Here is a 17,334-nt window from a genome sequence, read left to right on the forward strand (position 1 = left end):
TCGTCTGCCCGTGCCGTCCGCGCGGACGCTCAGTGCGTGATCGCGAGCCTGCGGTGCACCCAGCGCAGGGGGCGTGGCGCCCACCAGTTGAACCGGCCGAGCAGCGTCATCGTCGCGGGCACGAGGAGGAGGCGGACGATCGTCGCGTCGATGAGCACCGCGACGGCGAGCGCGAACCCGACCTCCTTGATGACGAGGAGGTCGCCGAAGACGAAGCCCGCGAAGACGACGATGATGATCGCCGCCGCGGACGTGATGATCCGCCCGGAGCGCTGGAGCCCGAGGCGCACCGCCTCGTCGTTGGGGTGGCCCGCGTCGTAGAGCTCCTTGACGCGCGCGAGCAGGAACACCTCGTAGTCCATCGCGAGGCCGAACGCGAACGCGACGACCAGCGCGACCACGTAGGTCTCGATCCCGCCGACCGAGGAGAAGTCGAGCAGGCCCTCCAGGTGCCCGTCCTGGAACACCCAGACGAGCACGCCGAGCGACGCGGCGAGCGACAGCGCGTTCGTGAGCAGCGCCTTGACCGGCACGACGACGGATCCCGTCATGAGGAACAGCAGCACGAGCGTCGCGCCCACGACGATCCCGACGGCCCACCACACGCGCTCGCCGAGCGCGTCGAGGAAGTCGACCTGCCCGGCGGCCTGCCCGGTGACCCACACCTCGAACCCCGGGTCGGTGGCACGGACCTCCCGCACGACCGACACCGCCTCGGGGCCGCCGGCGTCGTCCGCGTCGACGTGCACGCCCACGACGGCGTAGTCGCCGAGCGGGGCTGCCGGGTCGACGCTCGCGACGCCGTCGAGCCCCGCGACCTCGTCGGCCCACGCCTGGGCGTCCTCGACGCTCGCGTCGACCACGGCCACGACCTGGGCGCTCTCGCTCGACGGGTACTGCGCGGCGAGCTCGTCGACGAACTCCCGCTGCGGGGACCCCTGGGGCAGCAGCTCGATGCCCGAGTTGCGCATGTGCAGGCCGAGCACGGGCAGCGCGAGGACGACGAGCACGACGACCGTCGTCAGCAGCACCCACACCGGGTGGCGCTGCACGCGCGCGGCGAGACGGGAGAACGCGCCCTCGTCGGACTGCACGTCCGCGGTCCGGGCGAGCACGCGGCGCAGGCCGGGGATCCGGCCGAGGATCCCCGGCTTCGCGAGGCGGCGGCCGGAGAACGCGAGGAGCGCGGGGACGAGCGTGAGCGCCGTCGCCACCGCGACGAGGACGACGCCGAGGCCGCCCGCGCCGACCGACCGCAGGATGTCCGGGCGGAACACCATGAGCCCGGCGATCGAGATCGCGACCGTGAGCGCCGAGAACGCGACCGTGCGGCCCGCCGTCTCCATCGTCCGGATCAGCGCCGCGTGGACCACGCCGTCCCCGCGACGTCGGCGCAGGGACGGGTCGTCGCCGGCGGCGACCAGCCGGTGCAGCTCCTCCCGGAACCGAGAGACGACGAGCAGCCCGTAGTCGATCGAGAGCCCGAGTCCGAGCAGGGTGACGACGTTGACCACGGACGCGTCGACGTCGAGCACGTACGTGAGGCCGAGCAGCACGCCCAGGCCCGTCCCGATGGACGCGACGGCCCCCGCCATCGGCATCGCGGCGGCGAGGAAACCGCCGAAGACGAGCACCATGATGAGCAGCGCGACCGGCAGCGCGACCTTCTCGCCCGTCGTCAGGTCCTCCTCGACCTGCCCCGTGATGGCGTCGACGATGAGCGCGTTCGAGCCCACGAGGCCCGTCGCGTCCCCGGCCGCGTCCGGAGCCGCCTCCGCGAGGACGCCAGGCACCGCCTCGAGCTGCTCGACGACGCGCTCGGCCACGGCGTCCGTCCGCTCCGCGCCGATGTCGGTGCGCAGCGTCACCACGGTGAGGAACCCGTCCCCGTCGTTCGCGACCAGCGACTGGGCTGCCGGGTCCTCGACCCCGCCGGGGATCACGTACGGATTGATGACCGTGTCCACGCCCTCGACCGCCACGAGGTCCGCGTTCACCTCGGTCATCGCCTCCACGACCTGCGCGTCCCCCGGGTCGACCTCGCTCACCAGCAGCGTGATCTCCGGACCGCCCTCGTCGTTCTCGGCGAGGATCTCGGTCGCGCGCTCGCTGTCCGAGCCGGGGATGGAGGGCGCCCCCGTGGTCACCCGGTCGAACACGCTCTCCCCGTGCACGCCGAACAGCGCGAGAGCGAACCCGAGCCCGGTGAGGACGACCCACACGACGACCGTGAGGCGGGGATGGCGGGCGACACGACGACCGAGGCTCGAGAACACGAGCGCCAGCATCCCATCCGTCCGCGCCGCGTGTCAGATCCCTCGCGGCGCCGTGGACGACGTTCACCCGACCTCCCCACGCCGGCGGCGTCCGGGCGCGTGGGCGGCGGTGCGTAGGCTCGGGGCATGTCCACCGGTGATCTGTTCGGCGGCGACCTCTTCGGCGCCGCCACCTCCGGCGCGCAGGGCACGCCGCGACCCGGACCGGGGGCCCCGCTCGCCGTGCGCATGCGTCCCGCCGCCCTCGACGAGGTCGCGGGCCAGGCGCACCTGCTCGTCCCCGGCTCGCCCCTGCGGCGCCTCATCGAGTCGGACGCGTCCGGCGGCCGGGCCGCGCCCGGCTCCGTCATCCTCTGGGGCCCGCCCGGCACGGGCAAGACGACGCTCGCCTACCTCATCGCGACCGCGTCCGGTCGCCGCTTCGTCGAGCTCTCCGCCGTCACCGCGGGCGTGAAGGACGTGCGCACCGTCGTCGAGGACGCCCGCCGCCGCCTCGCGACCGGCGGCGAGGAGACCGTCCTGTTCATCGACGAGGTGCACCGCTTCTCCAAGTCCCAGCAGGACGCCCTCCTGCCGAGCGTCGAGAACCGCTGGGTCACGCTCGTCGCGGCGACCACCGAGAACCCGAGCTTCTCCGTGAACTCGCCTCTGCTCTCCCGCTCGCTCCTGCTCACGCTCCAGCCCCTCGGGGACGACGACGTCCGCGCCCTCGTGCGCCGCGCCGTCGCCGACGACCGGGGGCTGGGCGGCCTCGTCGCGCTCACCGACGAGGCAGAGGACCACCTCGTGCGCCTCGCGGGCGGCGACGCGCGCAAGGCGCTCACCGTGCTCGAGGCGGCGGCCGGCGCCGCGCTCTCCGACGCCCCGGTCCCCGCCCCCGTGGCGGCCTCCGAGGACGCGACGACCGACGAGGACGGCGAGCCCGGCCCGGCGGACGGCTCGCCGGTGAGGGTGGACCTCGACGCCGTCGAGCGCGCCGTGGACGTCGCGGCCGTGCGCTACGACCGCGACGGCGACCAGCACTACGACGTCGTCTCCGCGTTCATCAAGTCGATGCGCGGCTCCGACGTCGACGCTTCGCTGCACTACCTCGCCCGCATGATCGCGGCGGGGGAGGACCCGCGCTTCATCGCCCGGCGCATCGTCATCGCCGCCGCGGAGGACGTCGGCATGGCCGACCCGTCCGCGCTCCAGACCGCCGTCGCCGCGGCCCAGGCCGTCCAGCTCATCGGCATGCCCGAGGGACGGATCGTCCTCGCGGAGGCCGTGGTGCACCTCGCGACCGCGCCCAAGTCCAACGCCGCCTACCTCGGCATCGACGCGGCGCTCGCGGACGTCCGTGCCGGGAGGGCCGGGTCCGTCCCGTCGCACCTGCGCGACGCGCACTACCCGGGTGCCAAGCAGCTCGGCCACGGCACCGGGTACCGGTACGCGCACGACGCGCCCCACGGCGTCGCGCCGCAGCAGTACCTGCCCGACACCCTTGTCGGATCCCGGTACTACACGCCGACCGACCGCGGCTACGAGCGCCAGGTCACGGACCGGCTCGGCCGCATCCGCGAGATCCTGGCTCGTGACGATGCTGACCCCGCCCGGACCGCGAGATAGCGATTCCCGGCCCAGATAGCGACCACCGACCTTGTCCGAGGCGGCATGAGGTCGGGGATCGCTATCTCGCGCTGCGCGGTTGCCCGACGACCGTTGTCGGTCGACCACAGGAGCGTCCCCACGGGTCGTCGTCCACAGGTGGCGGCAGTGCGGGGTGCCGTCGCTCGGCCGTCAGCGCTGAGATGGCTGCCATGCCGACGACACGTCCACCGTCCCGTCCAGGGAGCCCGATCCCGCGCCCGCGCAGCCTTCCCGCCGTCGTGCGCTCGACGCCCGAGCGCGAGGACGAGATCCGTGCGGCGCGGCGGCGCGGAGAGCTCCTCCGCCTGCGTCGCGGGGTGTACGTCGCGTCCGCTCCGCACGCAGAGGGCCCTGCGAGCGTGGCGCTCGAGCGTGAACGACAGCACCTCACCCATCTTGCCGCCGTGCTCGAGTCGCTCACCACCGACCTGTGGGTGAGTCACACGAGCGCCGCGCTGCTGTGGGGTTGCTGGACGTACGGGCTCCGACCCGAGGCGGAGATCACTCAGCTGCGGCCGCCCGACGTCCGGGCGTCGGCCGGGCCCGTGCGTCGTCACTGGACGGTGCTGCCCACGCGTGACCGCACGACACTCGCCGGTGTGCCCGTGACGACGCTCGAGCGCACGGTCGTCGACTGCGCGCTCACCCTGCCGGGCGAGCAGGCCGTGGTCGTCGCGGACTCGGCGTCGCGCATCGGGATCGACCGCTCGCTCGTCCGGCGGATCCTCGCGGAGTCGGTGGGCAAGAGGGGTGTGCGCTCGGCGCGCAGGGTGCTGGCGATCGCCGACGGCGCCGTGGAGTCTCCGGGGGAGTCCCGCCTACGCTGGGTTCTGGGTGAAGCGGGACTGCCTCCGTTGTCGGCCGCGATCGCGGTCTCGACGTGGGTGGGTCAGCGGTGGGTCGACCTCGGTTGGCAGGATCTCAAGGTCGGGCTCGAGTTCGACGGACGTCTCAAGTATCGGGGCGCGCCCGACGAGGTCGAGAGCGCTCTGTACGAGGAGAAACGGCGCCACGACGCGCTGGTCGAGGCGGGCTGGATCCTCCTCCGGGTCTCCTGGGAGGACCTCGACGACCCGGACCGGCTCATCGCGCGCGTCCTCACTGCCCGAGGACGGGCCTCCGCGAGATAGCGACGCCCGGCACGACCAGGGCCAGAATGATGGTCGAGCGTCGCTATCTCGGCGGGGGATCGCTATCTCGCGGGTGCGGTAGACTTCTCAGGTTGCCTTCACGGCGACCACCTGGGACCTCGGCCCCGACCCGCCCTCTCCCTCGGAGAGATGCGTGGTCCATCGGCTGGTCCCGCACCCGGACCCGATCTCTCGGGACCAGGTGTGACGTCAGTACCCACACGACAGGAATGAGATACCGCTGTGACGTCTGTCAAGCGCTCGCGCCGCCAGGTCCGCCTGAGCCGCGCCCTGGGCATCGCCCTCACCCCGAAGGCCGTCAAGCACTTCGAGAAGCGCCCGTACCCCCCGGGTGAGCACGGCCGCGCCCGCCGCCGCACCGAGTCGGACTACGCGGTCCGTCTCCGCGAGAAGCAGCGTCTGCGCGCCCAGTACATGCTCCGCGAGAAGCAGCTCGCGCGTGCGTACGAGGAGGCCCGCAAGGACAAGGGTCTGACCGGTGAGGCGCTCGTCGAGAACCTCGAGACCCGCCTCGACGCGCTCGTGCTGCGCGCCGGCTTCGCCCGCACCATCCTGCAGGCGCGCCAGGCGGTCACGCACCGCCACATCCTCGTCGACGGCAAGATCGTGGACCGCCCGTCGTTCCGCGTGAAGCCCGGCCAGACCCTCCAGGTCAAGCCGAAGAGCCAGGCGACGACGCCGTTCCAGGTCGCGGCCGCAGGCGCGCACCGCGACGTCCTCCCGGCCGTCCCGGGCTACCTGGACGTCCAGCTCGAGAAGCTGAGCGCGATCCTCACGCGTCGCCCGAAGCGCGCCGAGGTCCCCGTGCAGTGCGAGGTCCAGCTCGTCGTCGAGTACTACGCTCGCTGACCCTCGCTCCGGACGCCTCGCTCACCGCTTCGTCGGCGAGCGAGGCGTTCGTGCGTCCGGGCCGGTCCCGCCGGCCCTCGTGGTGAGACCGTCGGGGCCGTCGTGCCGTGCCCGACGGCGGTCCCCGCCCTGGTGCGGGTAGTGTTTCGCGAAGTCGTGGGCACGTCCGTGAGGACTCCCGCGGCGCCGTGGACCGTCCCGCGCGACGTCCGCGCACAAGGCACCGTGACTGGCACTGGAGGAAGAATGTCCCTGGGAGACGTGGCCGGCCTCATCGCAGCCATCGCGTTCGTGCTGCTCGTCGGCCTGCTCGCGGTGCCGCTCCTCAAGCTCGGTCGCGTGCTCGACGAGGCGCGCGCGAGCATCAAGGAGGTCACGGACCACTCCGTCCCGATCCTCGACGAGGCCGCGACGACGGTCGCAACGACCAACAGCCAGCTCGTCAAGGTCGACACGATCACGACGTCGGCCGCCCAGGTGAGCGAGAACGTCTCCGCCCTCACGGGACTGTACGCCGCGACGTTCGGCGCCCCGCTGGTGAAGGTCGCCGCGTTCACCTACGGCGTGCGCCAGGCGGCCGCCCGCTCGTTCGGTCGGCGCCGTTCGTCGGACGGCGCCGGACGTGCCGAGGGGTCGCGCTGATGCGCCGCGTCTTCTGGGTCGGCGTCGGGGTCGCGATCACGGTCGTGGTCGTCGTCCGCGGCAAGAAGATCCTCGCGCGCTACGCGCCGGCGTCGCTCGTGGACCAGGCGACGGAGCAGGTCAACGGGCTGGGCGAGAAGGTCGTCGGGATCGCCCGCGACTTCCGCGCGGAGTTCACGCTCGCGCGCGACGCGCGCGAGCAGGAGCTCATGGCTGCGCTCCTCGCGGAGGGCCAGGAGGACCCCGACGTCGTCCGAGCGCGCCGCGCGGCCGGCCGCCACACGCGCCCGGCCGCGGGAGACCCCAGCCCCTTCGACGACACCGACGACGTCGAGGACCTCCTCGGCTACTCGTTCTAGGACGCGCGGCCTGGCGCCGCGACCACAGCAAGCACCCCGCACGACCACCGACCGCACCCGAAGGACATCATGCGCACCGCCGAGATCCGCAAGCGCTGGCTCGACTACTTCGCCGACCGCGACCACACCGTCGTGCCCTCGGCGTCGCTCGTCTCCCCGGACCCGTCCACGCTGTTCACCATCGCGGGCATGGTCCCGTTCATCCCGTACATGACGGGCGAGCAGACCCCGCCCTGGGACCGTGCGACGAGCGTCCAGAAGTGCGTGCGCACGCTCGACATCGACGAGGTCGGCAAGACGACCCGTCACGGCACGTTCTTCCAGATGAACGGCAACTTCTCCTTCGGGGACTACTTCAAGGAAGGCGCGATCACCTACGCGTGGGACCTCGTCACGGGTTCGCGCGAGGAGGGCAAGTACGGGTTCGACCCGGAGACCGTCTGGGTGACCGTCTACCACGACGACGACGAGGCACGGCAGCTCTGGAAGCGCATCGCCGGCCTGCCCGACGAGCGCATCCAGGCGCGCGGCAAGAAGGACAACTACTGGTCCACGGGCCAGCCCGGTCCCGCCGGCCCGTGCTCGGAGATCTACATCGACCGCGGCCCGGAGTTCGGCCAGGAGGGTGGCCCCGTCGTCGACGAGGACCGCTACCTCGAGATCTGGAACCTCGTGTTCATGCAGTACGCGATCGACGACGTGAAGTCGAAGGAGGAGTTCCGGATCGTCTCGGAGCTCGCGCGCAAGAACATCGACACGGGCATGGGCCTGGAGCGCGTCGCCTACCTGCTCCAGGGCAAGGACAACCTCTACGAGATCGACGAGGTGTTCCCCGTCATCGCGGCCGCCGAGGCGCTCTCGGGCCGGCGCTACGGCGCGAACCAGGAGGACGACGTGCGCATGCGCGTCGTGGCCGACCACGTCCGTTCGGCGCTCATGATCATGAACGACGGCGTGCGCCCCTCGAACGAGGGCCGCGGCTACGTCCTGCGCCGCCTGCTGCGCCGCTCCGTGCGCGCGATGCGCCTGCTCGGCGTCGAGGACCGCGCGATGCCCGCGCTGCTCCCCGTCAGCCGCGACGCGATGGCGCCGTCGTACCCGGAGGTCGCGACCGACTTCGAGCGCATCTCGAACGTCGCGTACACGGAGGAGGACGCGTTCCGTCGCACCCTCACCTCGGGGACGACGATCCTCGACACGGCCGTCACCAAGGCCAAGGCCGCCGCGGGGACGGGCGGGGTGCCGCTGCTCGGCGGCGACCAGGCGTTCGCCCTGCACGACACGTACGGCTTCCCGATCGACCTCACGCTCGAGATGGCCGCCGAGCAGGGCGTCCAGGTCGACGAGAAGGCGTTCCGCGCCCTCATGACCGAGCAGCGCCAGCGCGCCCGCGCCGACGCGCTCGCCAAGCGTTCGGGCGGGGTCGACACGGCCGCCTACGAGTCGCTCGCGGGCGAGCTCTCCGCCCCCGTCGAGTTCCTCGGGTACACCGAGTCCTCCGCGTCGGTGCGCGTCGCGGGCCTGCTCGTCGACGGCGTGCCCGCGCCCGCCGCGACCGCGCCCGCGGACGTCGAGGTCGTGCTCGACCGCACCCCGTTCTACGCCGAGGCCGGCGGCCAGCTCGCCGACCACGGGACGATCGTGCTCGACGGCGGCGCGACCATCGAGGTGGACGACGTGCAGCGCCCGATCAAGGGCCTGTCGGTGCACCGTGGCCGCCTCGTCGAGGGGACGGCGGCGCTCGGCGACCCCGGCACCGCGACGATCGACCGCGACCGCCGCAAGGCGATCAGCCGCGCACACTCGGCGACGCACATGATCCACAAGGCGCTCCAGGAGTCGCTCGGCAAGGAGTCGACCCAGGCCGGCTCGGAGAACGCGCCGAGCCGCATCCGCTTCGACTTCCGCCGCTCGTCGGCCGTGCCCGCGGGCGCGCTGTCGGAGATCGAGGAGCGGGTCAACACCCAGCTCCAGGAGAACCTCGAGGTCACGGACCAGCTCATGCCGATCACCGAGGCGCGCGCCCTGGGTGCCATGGCGCTGTTCGGCGAGAAGTACGGCGACGTCGTGCGCGTGGTGTCGATCGGCGGTGACTGGTCGCGCGAGCTGTGCGCGGGCACGCACGTGCGCCAGACGGGCCAGCTCGGCCTCGTCACGCTGCTCGGCGAGTCGTCCATCGGCTCGGGCGTGCGTCGCGTCGACGCCCTGGTCGGCGACGGCGCCTACGGGTTCCAGGCCAAGGAGCACGCGCTCGTCGGCCAGCTCACCGGGCTGCTCAACGTGCGGACCGAGGAGCTCCCGGACCGCGTGGGCGCGCTCGTGTCGCGTCTGCGGGACGCGGAGAAGGAGCTCGCGCAGCTCCGGCAGTCCCAGCTCCTCGCGGTGGCGGGCACGCTCGCCGCCGGTGCGGAGCTCGCGGGCGGCACGCGCGTCGTCGCGCACGACGCCGGCGAGGTCGCCTCCGCGGACGACCTCCGTGCGCTGGCGCTCGACGTGCGCGGTCGCCTCGGCGAGTCGGAGCCCGCCGTCGTGGCGGTCGGGGGCGTCGCGAAGGACCGCCCGCAGGTGGTCGTCGTGACCAACGCGTCGGCCCGTGCGACGGGCCTGCGCGCCGGCGTGCTCGCCAAGGCGGCCGCCCAGACCCTGGGTGGTGGTGGCGGCGGCAAGGACGACATGGCCCAGGGCGGCGGCACGGACGTCTCGGCGCTGCCCGCCGCCCTGCAGGGCGTGCGCGACGGCGCTGCGGCGGCCGCGTGACGGCCGTCCCCCCGCTGCCCGCCGACGACGGGCGCGCCCCCGTCCCGCGCGGGGCGCGCCTGGGCGTCGACGTGGGCAGCGTGCGCGTCGGACTCGCGGCGAGCGACCCCGACGGGCTCGTCGCGACCCCGGTCGAGACCCTCGCGCGTGACACGAAGGCCGGAGCCGCGGTCCCGACGGACGTCGCGCGGATCGCGGCCGAGGTCGACGAGCGCGGCGCCCGGGTGGTCTACGTCGGCCTCCCGCGCCACCTCTCCGGGGGAGAGGGTGCCGCCGCCCAGGGGGCGCGGGCGTACGCTGGACTGGTGGCACGCGTCGTCGCGCCGGTGCCGGTGCACCTCGTCGACGAGCGGATGACGACCGTCAGCGCGCACCAGGCGCTGCACGCATCGGGGCGCGCCGGTCGCAAGCACCGGAGCGTCGTCGACCAGGCGGCCGCCGTTATCATTCTGCAATCCGCTCTCGAGGCCGAGCGGGGCGCGGGGGCGCGCGCCGGAGAACCTGTAGACCCGACAGGAGACCACCGACCGTGACCGACCTGTTCGAACGGCCCGCCGTCCAGGGCGAGCAGCAGCCCGCGCGCTCGTCGCGCTCGGAGCAGCGCGCCCGCCGGGCGGCGAAGAAGCGACGCCAGCGCCGGCGTCGCCGCGCGCTCGTCGTCCTGCTCGTCTCCCTCCTCGTGGTGGGCGGCGCGGGGTACCTGCTGCTCGACAACGCCTCCGACCTCTTCGGGTTCGCGAACCCGCTCGAGGCCAAGGACTTCGAGGGCCCGGGCACGGACCCCGTCGACGTCGTCATCGAGCCCGGCTCGACCGGCCGCGACATGGGTGCGGTCCTGACCGAGGCCGGCGTCGTCGCCAGCTCGGCGGCGTTCGCGAAGGCGTTCGAGGAGAACCCGAACGCGGGGAAGATCCAGCCGGGAACCCACACGCTGCTCCTCGGCATGCCGGCCAAGGACGCCGTCGCGCGCCTCGTGGCGAACGACTCGCGGGTCGAGACCAAGATCACGATCCCCGAGGGCTACACGGTCAAGCAGATCCTCGAGAAGGCGTCCTCCGTGACGGACATCCCCGTCGCCGACTTCGAGGCCGCGATGGCCGACACCGCCGCCATGGGCCTGCCAGCGGAGGCGAACGGCAACTACGAGGGCTGGCTCTACCCGACGACGTACGTCCTCGAGCCGGGCGACGTCAACGCGACGGGCATCATCCAGGGCATGGTCAGCCAGACCCTGAGCGAGCTCGCCGACCTCGGCGTCCCGCCGGAGCGCTTCCAGGAGGTGCTCACGATGGCGTCGATCGTCGAGTGGGAGGGCAAGAACGCCGAGCAGCGCGGGATGGTCGCGCGGGTGATCTACAACCGCATCGCGGACGGCATGCCCCTCGGCATGGACGCGATCGACGTCTACGGGCTCGGAAAGCCTCAGAACGAGATCACGACCGAGGAGTTCCAGAACCCCGACCTGCCCTACGCGTCGCGCGTGCACCAGGGCCTGCCGCCGACCCCGATCGGGAGCCCCAGCCGCGAGAGCGTGCAGGCGGTCATGAACGCGCCCGACGGCCCGTGGCTCTGGTACGTGACCGTCAACCTGGACACGGGCGAGACGAAGTTCACCGACACGTACGCCGAGTTCGAGCAGTTCAAGCAGGAGTACCGGCAGTGGCTCGCGGAGAACGGCGGGTGAGCGCCGCGCGCGCTCCGCGACGGGCGGCCGTCCTCGGCCACCCCGTCGCCCACTCGCTGTCGCCGGTGCTGCACCGGACCGCGTACGAGGCGCTCGGCCTGGACGGCTGGTCGTACGAGGCGATCGACACGACCGAGGAGCAGCTCTCGGCGCTGGTCAACGGGCTCGACGCGTCGTGGGCGGGCCTGAGTCTGACCATGCCGCTCAAGCACGCCGTGATCCCGCTGCTCGACCACGTCGACCCGCTCGCGAACGTCGTCGGCGCGGTGAACACGCTCGTCGTGCAGCCCACCGGCGGGCGGCGCCCGACGTTCGTCGGGACGAACACCGACGTGCACGGGCTCGTCGCCGCGCTCCGCGAGGGGCTGGGGGAGCGGGACGCGCGGACCGCCGTCGTGCTCGGCGCGGGCGCGACCGCCGCGTCCACGCTCGCCGCCCTCGCCGAGCTCGGCTGCACCACGCCGACGGTCATGGTGCGCGCGCTCGGGCGCACCGGCACGCTCCAGCGCGCGGCGCACCGCATGGGCGTCGAGCCGCGCTTCGAGATCCTCGACCCGTCGTCGCCCGCGCTCGTCGCCCGACTCGCGCAGGCCGACGCGGTCGTGGCGACCCTGCCGTCGCGCGCGGCCGACCCGGTGGCCGAGGCGCTGGCACAGGCGGCCGCGCCGGTCGCAGGCGTGCTGCTCGACGTCGTCTACGACCCCCGGCCCACGGCGCTCTCGGCGGCCTGGGCCGCGGCGGGAGGCACCGTGGTCGGCGGCGAGCGCATGCTCCTGCACCAGGCGGCCGAGCAGGTGCGGCTCATGACGGGCAGGGTGGCGCCGCTGGAGGCCATGGATCGGGCGCTCACGTCCGCGCTGAGCGTCCCGGCCTGACGCGCGTCCCCGCGTCGCAGGGCCCGCCGGCCCGGCATGAGGCACCGCTCACGCGAGCGCGTACGCCCCGGCCATCGCGCCACCGAGCACGGCGGCGAGGCCCGCGCCGGCGACCATGAAGGGCCCGAACGGGACGGCGGTGTCCCGACGGGCTCGTCGCAGGACGACCAGCCCGAGCGCCCACGCGCCCCCGAGCAGGAACGGCAGGACGAGCCCGGTGACCAGCTCGCCCCAGCCGATCCAGGCGAGCGGCGTGCCGAGCATCCCCGCGAGCTTCACGTCGCCGAAGCCGAGACCCGGCGGGTACGCGATCCGGAGCGCGGCGTAGGCGCCGAAGCCCAGGGCGCCCCCGAGAAGCGCGCGCACGAGGGCGGCGCCGTCCCCGGTCCCGAGCGCGGCGACGGCGAGGAGCAGGACCGACCCGAGCCACGTCGGCAGGAGGACGACGTCGGGCAGCCGGTGCGTGCGCGCGTCGACGACGGCCGCGAGCGTGCCGGCCGCGGCGACGAGCACGAGGGCGGGCGTCGCCCAGGAGGTCGCGGACCACCACGCCGCGCTGGCCGCCGCGAGGACCGCGAGGACGCCCCCGGCCGGCCCGGCCACCCGGAGCTCCCGGCTCAGGGCCGCACCACGGCGCCGGAGCCACGACCGCGCGTCGGCCTCCTCGTGCGCAGCCGCCACCGGAGCGTCGCCGCACGACCGCGTGCCGTCGACCGTCGTCCCGTCCCCCTGCTGGACCATGCGCGGCACCGTAGCGCGCCCGCGCGGGGGCGCGCCGTCGTCGTCCACAGCCCTCCGGTCCGCACTGCGGGCGGCCGCCGGGACGTGCGCGCCGACGTGGGAGGATGGCGATCATGCTGCGTTGGTTGACATCGGGTGAGTCGCACGGTGAGGCGCTGGTCGGGATCCTCGACGGGCTGCCCGCGGGCGTCGAGCTCACGACGGACGACGTGAAGGCCGCGCTCGCGCGTCGTCGCCTCGGGTACGGGCGCGGCTCGCGCCAGAAGTTCGAGCAGGACGTGCTGCGCGTCCTCGGCGGGCTGCGCCACGGCGTGACCCAGGGCGGCCCGCTCGCGCTCGAGATCGCGAACTCGGAGTGGCCCAAGTGGGTCGACGTCATGTCCGCCGACCCCGTGCCGCCCGAGGCTCTCCAGGTCGACGCCGGGACGGGCGACGTGCGCGAGATCGCCCGCAACCGGCCCCTCACGCGCCCGCGCCCCGGCCACGCCGACCTCGTGGGCATGCGCAAGTACGGCTTCGACGACGCCCGCCCCGTGCTGGAGCGCGCGTCGGCGCGCGAGACGGCGACGCGCGTCGCCCTCGGCGCGGCGGCTGCGAAGTTCCTCAAGCAGGCGCTCGGCGTCCGCCTCGTGTCGCACGTCGTGGGCATCGGCCCCGTCGAGGTCCCCGAGGACGCCGCGGTGCCCGGGCCCGACGACGTCGCCGCGCTCGACGCCGACCCGGTGCGCTGCTTCGACGCCGCGACGTCCGCGGCGATGGTCGCCGAGATCGACGAGTGCCAGAAGGCGGGCGACACGCTCGGCGGCGTCGTCGAGGTGCTCGCCTACGGCGTCCCGTCCGGGCTCGGCACCTACGCGCAGAGCGACCGGCGCCTCGACGCCCGTCTCGCCGCGGTGCTCATGGGCATCCAGGCGATCAAGGGCGTCGAGGTCGGCGACGGCTTCCGCACCGCGCGCCGCCGCGGCTCCGCCGCGCACGACGAGATCGAGCGCGGCACCGACGGCCGCATCCACCGCCTGAGCAACCGCGCGGGCGGCGTCGAGGGCGGCATGTCGAACGGCGAGGTCGTGCGCGTGCGCGCCGCGATGAAGCCCATCTCCACCGTGCCGCGCGCGCTCGCGACGGTCGACGTCGTCACGGGCGAGGTCGCCAAGGCCCAGCACCAGCGCTCGGACGTGTGCGCCGTCCCGCCGGCGGCGGTCGTCGCCGAGGCCATGGTCGCGCTCGTGCTCGCCGAGCAGGCGCTCGAGAAGTTCGGCGGCGACTCCGTCGCGGAGGTCCGCCGCAACGCCGAGGCGTACCTCGCGGCGATCCCGGAGCTGCAGCGCTGATGACGCCCGTCCCTCCGGGCACGCGCCCGGTCGTCGTCCTCGTCGGCCCGCCCGGCAGCGGCAAGTCGACGGTGTCGCGCCACCTCGCGGACCTGCTGGGCCTCGCGCAGCGCGACACCGACACCGACGTCGAGACCACGGCGGGCAAGCCCGTCGCCGACATCTTCGTCGACCACGGCGAGCCGCACTTCCGCGAGCTGGAGCGCGAGGCCGTGACGACGGCGCTCGCGACCCACGACGGCGTGCTCGCCCTGGGTGGTGGCGCCGTCCTCGACGAGCACACGCAGACCGCCCTCGCGGCGTACGTCGCGGCGGGCGGCGCCGTGGTGTTCCTCGACGTGAGCCTCGCGCACGCGGCGCCGCGCGTCGGGCTCAACCAGTCGCGCCCGCTCCTGCTGGGCAACCCGCGGGCACGGTGGGCCGCCCTCATGGAGGCGCGGCGTCCCGTCTACGAGCGCGTCGCGACGCTGCACGTCGTCACCGACGCGCGCACGCCCGCGCAGGTCGCCCAGGAGATCCGGGCGCACCTCGCGGGCGGCGGCGACGCGGCGGACCGTGCCGCGGCGCCCGCCCCCGCCGACACCCCGGCCGAACAGGAGAACGCGTGAGCGACACGACCCCCGCCCCGGAGTCCGACCAGAACCCCGCGCCGACGCGCGTGCGGGTCGACGGGCACCAGCCGTACGACGTCGTCGTGGGACGGCACCTGCTCGGCGAGCTGCCCACCATGCTCGGCGACCGGGTGCGCCGCGTGCTCGTGGTCCACCCCGCGGCCCTCGCGGCGACGGCCGAGGTGGTCCACGAGGACCTCAAGGCGTCGGGCTACGAGGCGTACGTCGCGGAGGTCCCGGACGCGGAGGAGGCCAAGACCGCGCAGGTCGCGGCGTTCCTGTGGGGCGTGCTGGGGCAGCTGGACTTCACGCGCACGGACGCGGTCGTCACGGTCGGCGGGGGCGCGACGACCGACCTCGGCGGGTTCGTCGCCGCGACGTGGCTGCGCGGCATCCGCGTGGTGCACGTGCCGACGACGCTGCTCGCGATGGTCGACGCGGCGGTCGGCGGCAAGACGGGCATCAACACCGCCGAGGGCAAGAACCTCGTCGGGTCGTTCCACCCGCCCGCGGGCGTGCTGTGCGACCTCGCGGCGCTCGAGTCGCTCGGGCGCTGGGACTTCGTCGCCGGCATGGCGGAGGTCGTCAAGACGGGCTTCATCGCCGACGAGCGCATCCTCGAGCTCGTCGAGGAGCACGCCGACGCGCTGAGCGCGTGGGGCACGCGCCCGACCACCGACGAGACGTGGGCGGTCGTCGCCGAGCTCGTCGAGCGCTCGATCGCGGTCAAGGCGCGCGTCGTGGGGGAGGACCTCAAGGAGGCCGGCCTGCGCGAGATCCTCAACTACGGGCACACGCTGGGCCACGCGGTCGAGCTCACCGAGCGCTACCAGTGGCGCCACGGCGCCGCCGTCTCCGTCGGCATGGTCTTCGCGGCCGAGCTGTCGCGCCTCGCGGGGAAGCTCGACGACGCGGTCGTCGAGCGCCACCGCGCGATCCTCGGCTCGCTCGGGCTGCCGCTCACGTACCGCGGCGACCGCTGGGAGCAGCTCCTGTCCGCCATGCGCCGCGACAAGAAGTCGCGCGGCGACCTCCTGCGCTTCGTCGTGCTCGACGACGTGGCGCGGCCCACGCGGCTCGAGGGCCCGGACCCGACGCTCCTCGCCGCGGCCTACGCCGAGATCGCGGCCGACGCGCCGGTGGGACGCGGCCCCGTCGCGCTCTGACGTCGCGTCGCCCGCTCGCTCACGCCCACAGGCCGCGCGCGAGGAGCACGTCGCGCAGCAGGTCCGCGCGGTCGGTGACGATCCCGTCGACCCCGAGGTCCAGCAGCCGGTGCATCGTCGCGCGGTCGTTCACGGTCCACGCGTGCACCGCGACGCCCGCCCGGTGAGCGGCGCGGACGAACCCCGAGTCGACGACGCGCACCCAGCCACCGCGCACGGGGACCTGCAGGCAGTCGACCGAGCGCGCCGCGAGGCGGGCGAGCGCGTCCGTGCGCGCCCGCCCGGCGAGGAACATGCCCAGGACGGCGCCCCGCGCCCCCGACACGGTGACGGGGCGCGAGAGCCGCGCCACCGTCGCCTCGCGGCGGGAGGCCGCGAACGACGCGACGCACACGCGGTCGTGCGCGCGCGTGCGCTCGATCGCCCGCGCCACCGGCTCGGCGGCGGCCGCCGACTTCACGTCGACGTTCACCCGCAGGTCCGGCCACGTGCCCAGCACGTCCTCGAGCGACGGCACGGGCTCCGTCCCGCCGATGCGGGCCGCGCGCACGGTGCGCCACGGGAGGTCGGCGACGAGCCCGCGGGCGTCCGTCGTGCGGTCCAGGGACGCGTCGTGGAGCGCGACCGCCACGCCGTCCGACGTCGCGTGGGCGTCCGTCTCGACGTACCGCAGCCCGAGGTCGCGCGCGGCGGCGAAGGCCGCCATGGAGTTCTCCAGGCCCGCGCGCGAGAACCCGCGGTGCGCGAGCGCGACGAAGGGTGCCTCCAGGTAGCCGCCGGCGCGGCCCGCGGCGACGCTCATGCCGCGACCCGCACGACGTGCTCGTCCAACCAGCCGGCGAGAGACCTCAGGTAGCTCGCGCGCGGCCCCTCGGCGGAGAGCGTGAGGTCGTGCACGGCGCCGGGGACGACGAGCTCCGTCACGTCGCGCCCGAGCCGCGGTGCGAGCCGGGCGATCTGGGCGACGTCGAGCACGGTGTCGGTCGTGCCCAGGTCCGGGCCGCTCGGTTCGTCCGTTCCCGAGCGTTCGGCCCGCGCCACGAGCACCGGGCACGCGACCTCCAGGCCACGCGCCACGCGCGCGTGCCCCTGGCGCACCGCCCGCAGCCAGCCCTCCCAGCGGGCGCGGGGGACGGCGACGAGGCTCACCCCGCCAGCGTGCCCGACGGCGCGGCCCGCCGCGCGTCGAGAAGCCCCCGTGCCGTGGGGCCCGACCACGGCACGAGCACGTACGCGCCGCGCGCCCACGGCGCCGCTAGGCTC

Annotated in this window: 16 protein-coding genes; 12 read left to right on the top strand and 4 right to left on the bottom strand. The window is 74.3% G+C overall.

Going from position 1 to position 17,334, the window contains the following annotated elements:
* Nucleotides 1-29 precede the first annotated feature (29 nt).
* Nucleotides 30-2,276, bottom strand: coding sequence for an MMPL family transporter (locus ACFC2L_RS07110; protein WP_375823577.1), 2,247 nt, complete (start codon nucleotides 2,274-2,276; stop codon nucleotides 30-32).
* Nucleotides 2,277-2,402: 126 nt separating this feature from the next.
* Here ACFC2L_RS07110 and ACFC2L_RS07115 point away from each other — a divergent pair, with 126 nt between their 5' ends.
* The 9 genes from ACFC2L_RS07115 to ACFC2L_RS07155 all read left to right on the top strand — a co-directional run bounded on the left by ACFC2L_RS07115 (nucleotide 2,403) and on the right by ACFC2L_RS07155 (nucleotide 12,222).
* A complete protein-coding gene (locus tag ACFC2L_RS07115) occupies nucleotides 2,403-3,884 on the top strand; it encodes a replication-associated recombination protein A (RefSeq protein ID WP_375823578.1) in 1,482 nt (493 codons plus the stop codon).
* Nucleotides 3,885-4,075: 191 nt separating this feature from the next.
* Nucleotides 4,076-5,035, top strand: coding sequence for a hypothetical protein (locus ACFC2L_RS07120; protein ID WP_375823579.1), 960 nt, complete (start codon nucleotides 4,076-4,078; stop codon nucleotides 5,033-5,035).
* 243 nt (nucleotides 5,036-5,278) lie between these two features.
* The gene (gene rpsD / locus ACFC2L_RS07125) at nucleotides 5,279-5,905 is read left to right on the top strand and encodes a 30S ribosomal protein S4 (RefSeq protein ID WP_047234514.1); all 627 of its coding nucleotides are present in this window, start codon (nucleotides 5,279-5,281) and stop codon (nucleotides 5,903-5,905) included.
* Nucleotides 5,906-6,151: 246 nt separating this feature from the next.
* Nucleotides 6,152-6,547: a DUF948 domain-containing protein gene (locus tag ACFC2L_RS07130; protein ID WP_087472004.1), complete on the top strand. Its 396-nt coding sequence runs from the start codon at nucleotides 6,152-6,154 to the stop codon at nucleotides 6,545-6,547.
* Entirely contained in the window at nucleotides 6,547-6,906 is a 360-nt protein-coding gene (locus ACFC2L_RS07135; RefSeq protein ID WP_375823580.1) for a hypothetical protein, read from the top strand. The genes ACFC2L_RS07130 and ACFC2L_RS07135 overlap by 1 nt, the downstream gene beginning before the upstream one ends.
* A 69-nt stretch (nucleotides 6,907-6,975) precedes the next feature.
* On the top strand, nucleotides 6,976-9,663 hold the full coding sequence (alaS, locus tag ACFC2L_RS07140) for an alanine--tRNA ligase (RefSeq protein ID WP_375823581.1): 2,688 nt from the start codon (nucleotides 6,976-6,978) through the stop codon (nucleotides 9,661-9,663).
* Nucleotides 9,660-10,196, top strand: a complete 537-nt coding sequence (gene ruvX, locus ACFC2L_RS07145; protein ID WP_375823582.1) for a Holliday junction resolvase RuvX — start codon at nucleotides 9,660-9,662, stop codon at nucleotides 10,194-10,196. Before alaS ends, ruvX begins: the two co-directional genes overlap by 4 nt.
* Nucleotides 10,193-11,347: an endolytic transglycosylase MltG gene (mltG, locus tag ACFC2L_RS07150; RefSeq protein ID WP_375823583.1), complete on the top strand. Its 1,155-nt coding sequence runs from the start codon at nucleotides 10,193-10,195 to the stop codon at nucleotides 11,345-11,347. The genes ruvX and mltG overlap by 4 nt, the downstream gene beginning before the upstream one ends.
* Entirely contained in the window at nucleotides 11,344-12,222 is an 879-nt protein-coding gene (locus ACFC2L_RS07155; protein ID WP_375823584.1) for a shikimate dehydrogenase, read from the top strand. Before mltG ends, ACFC2L_RS07155 begins: the two co-directional genes overlap by 4 nt.
* A 48-nt stretch (nucleotides 12,223-12,270) precedes the next feature.
* On the opposite strand, the gene ACFC2L_RS07160 is transcribed toward ACFC2L_RS07155, so the two are convergent.
* Nucleotides 12,271-12,963: a prepilin peptidase gene (locus ACFC2L_RS07160; RefSeq protein ID WP_375823585.1), complete on the bottom strand. Its 693-nt coding sequence runs from the start codon at nucleotides 12,961-12,963 to the stop codon at nucleotides 12,271-12,273.
* 113 nt (nucleotides 12,964-13,076) lie between these two features.
* On the opposite strand from ACFC2L_RS07160, the gene aroC reads away from it, so the two are divergent.
* Genes aroC through aroB form a run of 3 tightly spaced genes read left to right on the top strand, consistent with a single transcriptional unit; the run spans nucleotide 13,077 to nucleotide 16,071 of the window.
* Entirely contained in the window at nucleotides 13,077-14,294 is a 1,218-nt protein-coding gene (aroC, locus tag ACFC2L_RS07165; RefSeq protein WP_375823586.1) for a chorismate synthase, read from the top strand.
* A complete protein-coding gene (locus ACFC2L_RS07170) occupies nucleotides 14,294-14,902 on the top strand; it encodes a shikimate kinase (RefSeq protein WP_375823587.1) in 609 nt (202 codons plus the stop codon). Before aroC ends, ACFC2L_RS07170 begins: the two co-directional genes overlap by 1 nt.
* Entirely contained in the window at nucleotides 14,899-16,071 is a 1,173-nt protein-coding gene (aroB, locus tag ACFC2L_RS07175; RefSeq protein WP_375823588.1) for a 3-dehydroquinate synthase, read from the top strand. The genes ACFC2L_RS07170 and aroB overlap by 4 nt, the downstream gene beginning before the upstream one ends.
* Before the next feature lie 19 nt (nucleotides 16,072-16,090).
* Here the strand turns inward: aroB and ACFC2L_RS07180 are convergent, their stop codons facing one another.
* Nucleotides 16,091-16,873: a glycerophosphodiester phosphodiesterase family protein gene (locus ACFC2L_RS07180; RefSeq protein WP_375823589.1), complete on the bottom strand. Its 783-nt coding sequence runs from the start codon at nucleotides 16,871-16,873 to the stop codon at nucleotides 16,091-16,093.
* A complete protein-coding gene (locus ACFC2L_RS07185) occupies nucleotides 16,870-17,220 on the bottom strand; it encodes a hypothetical protein (protein WP_375823590.1) in 351 nt (116 codons plus the stop codon). Before ACFC2L_RS07185 ends, ACFC2L_RS07180 begins: the two co-directional genes overlap by 4 nt.
* Nucleotides 17,221-17,334: the final 114 nt, after the last annotated feature.

Origin of the sequence: Cellulosimicrobium sp. NPDC055967 (assembly GCF_042269845.1) — a bacterium.
In the GTDB taxonomy this organism is placed as follows: domain Bacteria; phylum Actinomycetota; class Actinomycetes; order Actinomycetales; family Cellulomonadaceae; genus Cellulosimicrobium.